The sequence below is a fragment of the Deferrisoma palaeochoriense genome (assembly GCF_054656955.1).
In genome coordinates, this window is sequence record NZ_BAAHXI010000025.1 from 41647 (window position 1) to 48827 (window position 7181).

Here is a 7181-nt window from a genome sequence, read left to right on the forward strand (position 1 = left end):
CCTAACGTCCCAACGTCCGCACGGTTTCCCCAGAGGCCCGCCATGGACCACACCCCCGAGGACATCCGCCGACTCGTCGAGGCGTTCCACGACCTCCCGGCCCGGGAGATCATGGACCCCACCTTCGCCGCGGCCGCGTTTCTGCCGCCCCACATGCCGGTCCTGGACGCGATCGAGGTGTTCCTCACCGTGGACCACGCCTGGATCGTGCCCGATCCGCCGGCGCGGGCGGGGCTCCAGAGCATCCTCCTGCGGCGCGACCTCTTCCGGACCCTGGAGCCGGCCGAGGCCTCCTACTCCCGGTTCCTGAAGCTCCGGTTCCGGAGCCTCGCCCACGGCGCGGCCGACTGCACCTGCTGCTTCACCGAGGGCCGGGTGGTGCACCGCGTCGCCCCCGACACCCCCTGCGGGGAGGTGGTGCACCTCATGGAGTCCAAATCGGTGCTGTGGGTGCCCGTGGTGGACGGCGACGAACTCGTGGGGGAGATCGGGTCGCTCCAGGTGATCCGGGCCCTCCACCGGCTCCGGACGGGAGAGCCCCGGTGAACCCGGCCGCGTTCCTCGGGACCCTGGCCCTGGCGCTCGCGGCGGCCAAGGTGCTGGGCCAGGCGTTCGACCGGGTGAAGCTGCCGCCGATCCTGGGCCAGATCCTGGCCGGGATCCTCCTCGCCTCCGTCGGGGGGTTTCCGGCCGAGGTGCTCCGGGGCGAGGCGTTCACGGCCCTTTCCGACCTCGGGCTCGTGTTCCTTCTGCTCCTCACCGGCACCGAGTCGAGCCTCAAGGAGATCCGGCGGGCCGGGGGGCCCTCGACCCTCGTGGCCCTGGGCGGGGTGGCCGTCCCGTTCGCCCTGGGGGTGGCGGCGGCCCGGTGGCTGGGATTCGGGCTGCCCCAGGCCCTGGCCACCGGCGCCCTGTTCACCCCCACGAGCATCGGCATCACCGCCGTGACCCTGCTCGAGGCCGGCCGCATCCGCACCCGGGTCGGGGCGACGCTGGTGGGCGCGGCCATCCTGGACGACGTACTGGCCCTGTGCCTCCTGGCCGTGGTGCTCGGAACGGGGTCCCCCCAAGCCGTGCTGGGGAAGGCCACGGTGTACTTCGTGCTGGCCGGGCTGTTCGCCTGGAAGATCCTGCCGACCCTGTACCGCCAGTTTCGCCGGATCCACCTGCCGGAGGCCCCGCTCACCTTCGTGGTGATCGTGACCCTGGGGCTCGCCGCCCTGGCCGAAACCGTGGGCCTGGCCGGCATCACCGGCGCGTTCGTGGCCGGCCTGGCCGTGCGCGAACGCATGGGGGAGGAAAAGCTCCTCGACCGGGTCCACGCCGTCGCCTACGGGGTGTTCATCCCGCTCTTTTTCGTGCACCTGGGTTCGTCGCTGGACCTGGGGGGGCTCGGGGGGTTGGGGCGGGTGGGCCCGCTGTTCGTCGGGGTGAGCTTCGCCGGGAAGTTCCTGGGCGCCGCCCTGGGGGCGCTCCTGGGCCGGCTCAAGCCCGTGTGGGCGCTCCAGGTCGGCATCGGGATGCTCCCCCGGATGGAGGTGTCGCTGGTGGTGGTGGCCGTGGCCGTGCGCCAGGGGGTGTTCACCGGCGCACTCGCCGACTTGATGACGGCGGTGGCACTCGTCAATATGGCGGCAAGCCTTCTTCTGACACCCGTGGCCCTGCGAGCGGCTTTTGGGTTGGAGCCTCAATCCGGGCCACACCACCCCGTGCCGAGCCCCCCAACGTGAAAGGAGGGCCTTCGATGAGCCTGCCCCCATCTCTGATCGTCGGGCTTCTCCTCGCCGCCGGCTTCATCTCGGGGCGACTGGCCTCGCGGGTAGGGCTTCCGAAGGTCACCGGCTACATTCTCGCCGGAATCCTGCTAAATCCCGATCTTCTTCCGATTGTTCCGCCAAGCTTCCCGGAACACACCGATCTCGTGACGAACGTGGCACTGGCGTTTATCACGTTCGAAGTAGGAGGATCGCTGACCCGCGCCCGCATGAGGAAACTCGGACCGGCGATTCTCTCGATGGTGTTCTTTGAGGCCGAACTCGCCGTGGCTGCGGCCGCCCTCGTCACCTTGGCGTTCCTGACCTGGGTTGCCCCGGGCCCACCGGGTGCTGGTGGACCGGAGACCGTGGCGTTCTGTCTCCTTCTGGGCGCACTCGCTTCTCCCACTGACCCTTCGGCGACCTTGGCGGTCGTACACGAATACAAGGCCGAAGGCCCCGTCACCTCCGCGGTCCTCGGCGTCGCCGCGTTCGACGACGCGATTGGGATCATGAACTACAGCCTGTGCGTGGCGTTTGCCCGATCATTCCTCGGGAGCGGGGGGATGGAGGCCGGGGCCGTGTTGGCGGCGCTCGGAGAGATCGCAGGAGGTATTCTGGTAGGCATTGCGTGCGGACTGCTTCTCAACGCTATGGGATCGCTACTCTCGCGAGCTTCCGAGGGCAGTCTCATTGTTTTGCTCCTTTCCGCGCTGTCCCTCGCGTTCGGCCTTGCCCGCTATCTGCGCACGGACGAACTGCTGGCCACGATGGCCATGGGAGCGGTTGTGGTCAACACCAACCCGGTTCAAGATCGGATTTTCGGCCTCCTGGAACGGTACACAGAGGAGTTAATCTTCGTCCTTTTTTTCACCTTGAGCGGGATGCACCTGAAGTTCTCTGGAATCGGTTCGGTAGCGTCTCTCATCCCCCTGTACGTTGTCGGCAGGGCAACCGGAAAGATTTTGGGGGCATTCGTGGGAGCCCGACTCAGCCACGCCCCGAAGAGCGTGCAGCGCTACGCCGGCTTCGGACTCGTTCCGCAGGGGGGAATCGTGGTAGGACTCGCGCTGCTCATGCGGAGCGATCCCGCGTTCGCCCCGTTCGCCGCGCCGTTGGTGAACCTCGTGATCGGCGCAACGCTGATCCACGAGATCATCGGCCCGATTTTGTCCAAGACGGCATTACGAATGGCCGGGGAACTCCGGGCCGTTGAACATCCTTGATCGCAACGCGTTGGACACCGCTATCCAGCCCTCGCGCCCCCGGCTTCCACCGGGAGCGAGTCGCCGCGTCAGCCGCCCAAGAACACCCGGTCGGGGTCCTCCAGGTTCCGGACCACCTCCCGCAGGAACCGCTGGGCCGTGGCGCCGTCCACGATGCGGTGGTCGAAGGTGAGGGAGAGGGGGAGGACCCACCCGGGGCGGATCGCGCCCTGTTCCACGAGGAGCGCCTCCCGGGCCCGGCCCACCCCCAGGAGCCCCGCCTCCCCGGGGTTCAGGATGGGGGTCGCGAAGATCCCGCCGATGGACCCGTAGTTGCTCACCGTGAACGTGCCGCCCCGCAGATCCTCCAGACCGAGGGTGCGCTCCCGGGCCCTGCGGGCCAGATCCTGGAGGTCCCGGGCGATCTCCAGGACGGGCTTCTTGTCGGCGTCCCGGACCACCGGCGCCAGAAGGCCGTCGGGGGTTTCCACCGCCACGCCCAGGTTCACGTACCGCTTGAGCACGAGCTCCCCGGCCTCGTCGTCGTACCCGGCGTTGAGCCAGGGGACCTCCCCGAGCGCCGAGGCCGCCGCCTTCAGGACGAACGAAAGGAGCGTGAGCCGAACGCCCCGCTCCTCGGCCCGGGCCCGCTCCTTCTCCAGGATGTGGACGAGGAGCCCGATCCGGGCCTCGTCGGTGGTGGTCACCTGGGCGGCCGTCGCGAGGGACCGCACCATGTTCTCGGCCACCCGCCGGCGCACCCCCCGGAGCCTGACCCGTTCCACCGGCCCGTACGCGTCCCGGTCGGGCCGGCCCTCGGCCGGGGTCACCTCCCGGCCCGGCCGGCCCTCGGCCGCGGCCCGCCGGATGTCGGCCTCGGTCACCCGGCCCCCCGGCCCCGTGCCCTCGAGGCGGTCCACGTCCACCCCGAGTTCCCGGGCCAGGAGCCGGTCGCGCGGGAGCACCTTCGCCCGCCTGAGCTGGGCCCGCACCCCGGCCGGCTCGGGCGCGGCCGGGGCCTCTTCGCCCTCGTCCTCCGGGGCCTCCTCGAGCCGGCCCACCACCCCCACCGAGGGCCGCACCACCGGCTCCGTCGGCCCTTTGGGCCGTTCGGCCTTCGGCCGCCCGCCGGGAACCGGGATGTCCGCCGGCGTGGGGCGGGGCTCGGGCTTCGGAGCCCCGGGGGCGGCCTCCTCGGCCCCGCCCTCGGTGTCGAGGACGGCGAGCACCTCGCCCACCCGGATCACGTCGCCGGGCTCGCCCCGGGTCTCCAGCACCCGGCCGGCCACCGGGGAGGGGATCTCCACGACCGCCTTGTCGGTCTCGACGACCACCAGGGTCTGGTGGGCCTCGACCCGGTCGCCCGGCCGCACCTTCCACTCCACGATCTCGCCTTCGGCGATTCCTTCCCCCACGTCGGGAAACCGGAACTCGTACGGCATGGCGTCGCCTCCATTTCGGCCGCTCGCGCGCAACCTCCTCCGGGCGCCTGGGGCAACAGGGTTTTCGCTTCCCAGCTTCCCAGCTTCCCAGCCTCCCAGCGTCCCAGCCCCCCGTCAGAACGCCATCGCCCGGCGCACCCCCTCGACGATGCGGCCGGCGTCCGGCAGGTAGTGGTCCTCCAGGCGGAACAGGGGCATGACCACGTCGTACCCCGTGACCCGGATCACCGGGGCCAGGAGATCCGTCAGGGCGTCCTCCATGACCCGGGCGGCGATCTCCGCGCCGAGCCCCAGGGTGCGGGGCGCCTCGTGGGCCACCACGAGGCGCCCGGTCTTCCGCACCGAGGCGATCACGGTGTCCGAGTCCATGGGGGACAGGGTCCTCAGATCGATGACCTCGGCCCCCACCCCTGCGGCCGCGAGCGCGTCGGCCGCCGCCGCGGCCTCCCGGACCATGGCCCCCCAGGCCACGACCGTGACATCGGCGCCCTCCCGCACCACGGCCGCCTTCCCGATGGGCACGGTGTAGTCCTCCTCGGGCACCTCCTGGCGGATGGCCCGGTAGATCCGCTTGGGCTCGCAGAACACCACCGGGTCGGGGTGCCGCAGGGCCGCGAGCAGGATGCCCTTGGCGTCGTAGGGGTTCGAGGGGGTCACCACCGCAAGCCCCGGCGTGTGGACGAGCAGGGTTTCGGGCGAGTCGGAGTGGTGCTCGGGGGCGTGGATGCCGCCGCCCCACGGACACCGGAGCACGATCCGCAGGGTCTGCCGGCCCCGGGTGCGGTTGCGGAACCGGGCGATGTGGTTACACAGCTGGTTCAGGGCCGGGAACAGGAACCCCTCGAACTGGATCTCGGGCACCGGGAGGAACCCGCCCAGGGCGAGCCCCACCGAGGTGCCCACGATCGCGGCCTCGGCGAGAGGGGTGTCCACCACCCGGTCGGGCCCGTACTTCTCCTGCAGCCCCTCGGTCACCCGGAACACGCCCCCCTCACCGCCCACGTCCTCCCCGAGGAGGACGATCCGGTCGTTGCGGGCCATCTCCTGGTCCAGGGCCTGGTTGATCGCGCCCACGATGTTGAGCTTGGCCATGGCAGTCCTCCCGGGTTCTCACCCGTTCCCGCCCAGCGCCTCGAGGAACTCCCGGCGCTGGCGGTCCAGGTAGGCCGGGCGCTCGGCCCAGGTGGAGTCGAACATCTCCGCCGGGTCGGGCTCGGGGAACGCGAACGCCTGGTCCACCTCGTCCTGGACCCGTTTTTTCACGCGTTCCTGGAGCGCGGCCTCGTCCGCCTCGGACCAAAGGCCCTTCGCCTCCAGGTACCGGCGCACCCGCACCAGCGGGTCGAACCGGCGCATCCGCTCCACCTCCTCGTCGCTGCGGTACCGGGTGGGGTCGTCTGCCGTGGTGTGGGGGCCGAACCGGTAGGTCAGGGCCTCGATCAGGGTCGGGCCCTCCCCCGAGCGGGCCCGCTCCAGGGCCTCCCCCACGGCGCCGAGCACGGCCAGGAGATCGTTTCCGTAGATCTGGATCCCCGGGAACCCGAACGCCAGGGCCTTCTGGGCGATGGTGGGCGCGGCGGTCTGGCGGCGGCGGGGCACGCTGATCGCGTACTGGTTGTTCTGGCAGAAAAACACGGTGTGGGCCCGGAACACCCCGGCGAAGTTCATGGCCTCGAGTACCTCGCCCTCCGAGGTGGCCCCGTCGCCGAAGTAGACGAGGGCCGCCGCGCGCTCGCCCTTCAGGCGCAGGGCCCACCCGAGGCCCGCGGCGTGGAGCGCCTGGCTCCCCACCGGGATCGAGACCGGCAGGGTCCGGAGTTCCGGGTCCCAGGCCGAGCCGCGCTCGTCGCCGGCCCAGTAGAGGTAGAGGCGGTGGAGGGGGACCCCCCGCAGCCACAGCGCACCGGTTTCCCGGTACGAGGGCACGAGCCAGTCCTCGGCGGTGAGCGCCGCGGCCGAGCACTGGGCGGCCTCCTGGCCGGCCACGGGGGCGTAGGTGCCCATCCGGCCCTCCCGCTGGAGCCGGATGGCCATGTCGTCGGCGGCCCGCATGGCCACCATCCACTCGTAGAGGTCCCGGATCCGCTCGTCGGGGATGTCGGGCCGAAGCGACTCGTCCGTGATCTTCCCGTCGGCGTCGAGGATCTCGAGCCGCTCGCCGTTGAGGGGGTCGAACCGGTCCAGGTACATGGGGAGACCTCCGGCGGGGTGGGGATCGGGGCACGAAACGAGCCTATCCCGATCCCGCCGGAGGTCAAATCGATGTGCGGGAGGGGCCCGAACTCAGGCGGCCCGGGCCCCCAGTTCGGCCAGGCGCCGGGCGAAGCCCGGATGCCGGAGCACGAGAACGGTGCGGCCCCCGACCGCCAGAGGGCGGCGGACGGCGTCGGCGGCCGCGTCGTAGGCCGCCGCGAGGGCGTCGGGCGGGGCGGGCACCTCGGTCCAGCCGCCGGGGCCCAGTTCCACGGCCCGGAACCGGCCCTCGGCGGCCTCCTCCACGGCCCAGACCCGCCGGCCGTCGGTCACGACCTCCCACGGGCCGGGCTCGGCCGTCACCAGGTTCTCCAGGGCCTGCCACACGGGCAGGAGCGCCGGGGCCTCGGGCACGAAGGGGGTGAACCCGGCCCGGTGCAGCCGGGGGGCGCGTCGGACGAGCGTCGTGAGCGTCATGGCGACTCCTTTCGCGGAAATTGGGGGGCCCTAGTGGGCCGTCTCTCAAAAAATGTGCAAATTGCGGGGGTGGGGCTGGGGGTTCCGACGAAGCGCGACGGCCGAGCAGA

7 protein-coding genes are annotated in these 7181 nt (G+C 71.5%); 3 read left to right on the forward strand and 4 right to left on the reverse strand.

What is annotated here, in order from left to right; all coding sequences use genetic code 11:
- Nucleotides 1–42 precede the first annotated feature (42 nt).
- The 3 genes from ACYQ8L_RS08855 to ACYQ8L_RS08865 are packed head-to-tail and all read left to right on the forward strand — an operon-like array spanning nucleotide 43 to nucleotide 2980.
- Nucleotides 43–546: a CBS domain-containing protein gene (locus tag ACYQ8L_RS08855; RefSeq protein ID WP_459941425.1), complete on the forward strand. Its 504-nt coding sequence runs from the start codon at nucleotides 43–45 to the stop codon at nucleotides 544–546.
- Nucleotides 543–1730 carry a cation:proton antiporter gene (locus ACYQ8L_RS08860; RefSeq protein ID WP_459941426.1) on the forward strand — a complete coding sequence of 396 codons (1188 nt, stop codon included), beginning with the start codon at nucleotides 543–545 and terminating at the stop codon, nucleotides 1728–1730. Before ACYQ8L_RS08855 ends, ACYQ8L_RS08860 begins: the two co-directional genes overlap by 4 nt.
- 14 nt (nucleotides 1731–1744) lie before the next feature.
- Nucleotides 1745–2980: a cation:proton antiporter gene (locus ACYQ8L_RS08865; RefSeq protein ID WP_459941427.1), complete on the forward strand. Its 1236-nt coding sequence runs from the start codon at nucleotides 1745–1747 to the stop codon at nucleotides 2978–2980.
- Nucleotides 2981–3048: 68 nt separating this feature from the next.
- Here the strand turns inward: ACYQ8L_RS08865 and ACYQ8L_RS08870 are convergent, their stop codons facing one another.
- The 4 genes from ACYQ8L_RS08870 to ACYQ8L_RS08885 form a co-directional block, all read right to left on the reverse strand.
- Nucleotides 3049–4401 carry a dihydrolipoamide acetyltransferase family protein gene (locus ACYQ8L_RS08870; RefSeq protein ID WP_459941428.1) on the reverse strand — a complete coding sequence of 451 codons (1353 nt, stop codon included), beginning with the start codon at nucleotides 4399–4401 and terminating at the stop codon, nucleotides 3049–3051.
- 114 nt (nucleotides 4402–4515) lie between these two features.
- Nucleotides 4516–5493, reverse strand: a complete 978-nt coding sequence (locus ACYQ8L_RS08875; protein WP_459941429.1) for an alpha-ketoacid dehydrogenase subunit beta — start codon at nucleotides 5491–5493, stop codon at nucleotides 4516–4518.
- A gap of 18 nt (nucleotides 5494–5511) precedes the next feature.
- Nucleotides 5512–6591, reverse strand: coding sequence for a pyruvate dehydrogenase (acetyl-transferring) E1 component subunit alpha (gene pdhA / locus ACYQ8L_RS08880; RefSeq protein WP_459941430.1), 1080 nt, complete (start codon nucleotides 6589–6591; stop codon nucleotides 5512–5514).
- A 93-nt stretch (nucleotides 6592–6684) separates the two neighbouring features.
- On the reverse strand, nucleotides 6685–7071 hold the full coding sequence (locus ACYQ8L_RS08885) for a hypothetical protein (RefSeq protein ID WP_459941431.1): 387 nt from the start codon (nucleotides 7069–7071) through the stop codon (nucleotides 6685–6687).
- Between the last annotated feature and the right edge of the window lie 110 nt (nucleotides 7072–7181).

Excerpts from the sequence above, each read along its gene's own strand:
- ACYQ8L_RS08855 (WP_459941425.1), top strand. The coding sequence starts at position 43 with ATGGACCACACCCCCGAGGACATCCGCCGACTCGTCGAGGCGTTCCAC.
- ACYQ8L_RS08865 (WP_459941427.1), top strand. The coding sequence starts at position 1,745 with ATGAGCCTGCCCCCATCTCTGATCGTCGGGCTTCTCCTCGCCGCCGGC.
- ACYQ8L_RS08870 (WP_459941428.1), bottom strand. The coding sequence starts at position 4,401 with ATGCCGTACGAGTTCCGGTTTCCCGACGTGGGGGAAGGAATCGCCGAA.
- ACYQ8L_RS08875 (WP_459941429.1), bottom strand. The coding sequence starts at position 5,493 with ATGGCCAAGCTCAACATCGTGGGCGCGATCAACCAGGCCCTGGACCAG.
- pdhA (WP_459941430.1), bottom strand. The coding sequence starts at position 6,591 with ATGTACCTGGACCGGTTCGACCCCCTCAACGGCGAGCGGCTCGAGATC.
- ACYQ8L_RS08885 (WP_459941431.1), bottom strand. The coding sequence starts at position 7,071 with ATGACGCTCACGACGCTCGTCCGACGCGCCCCCCGGCTGCACCGGGCC.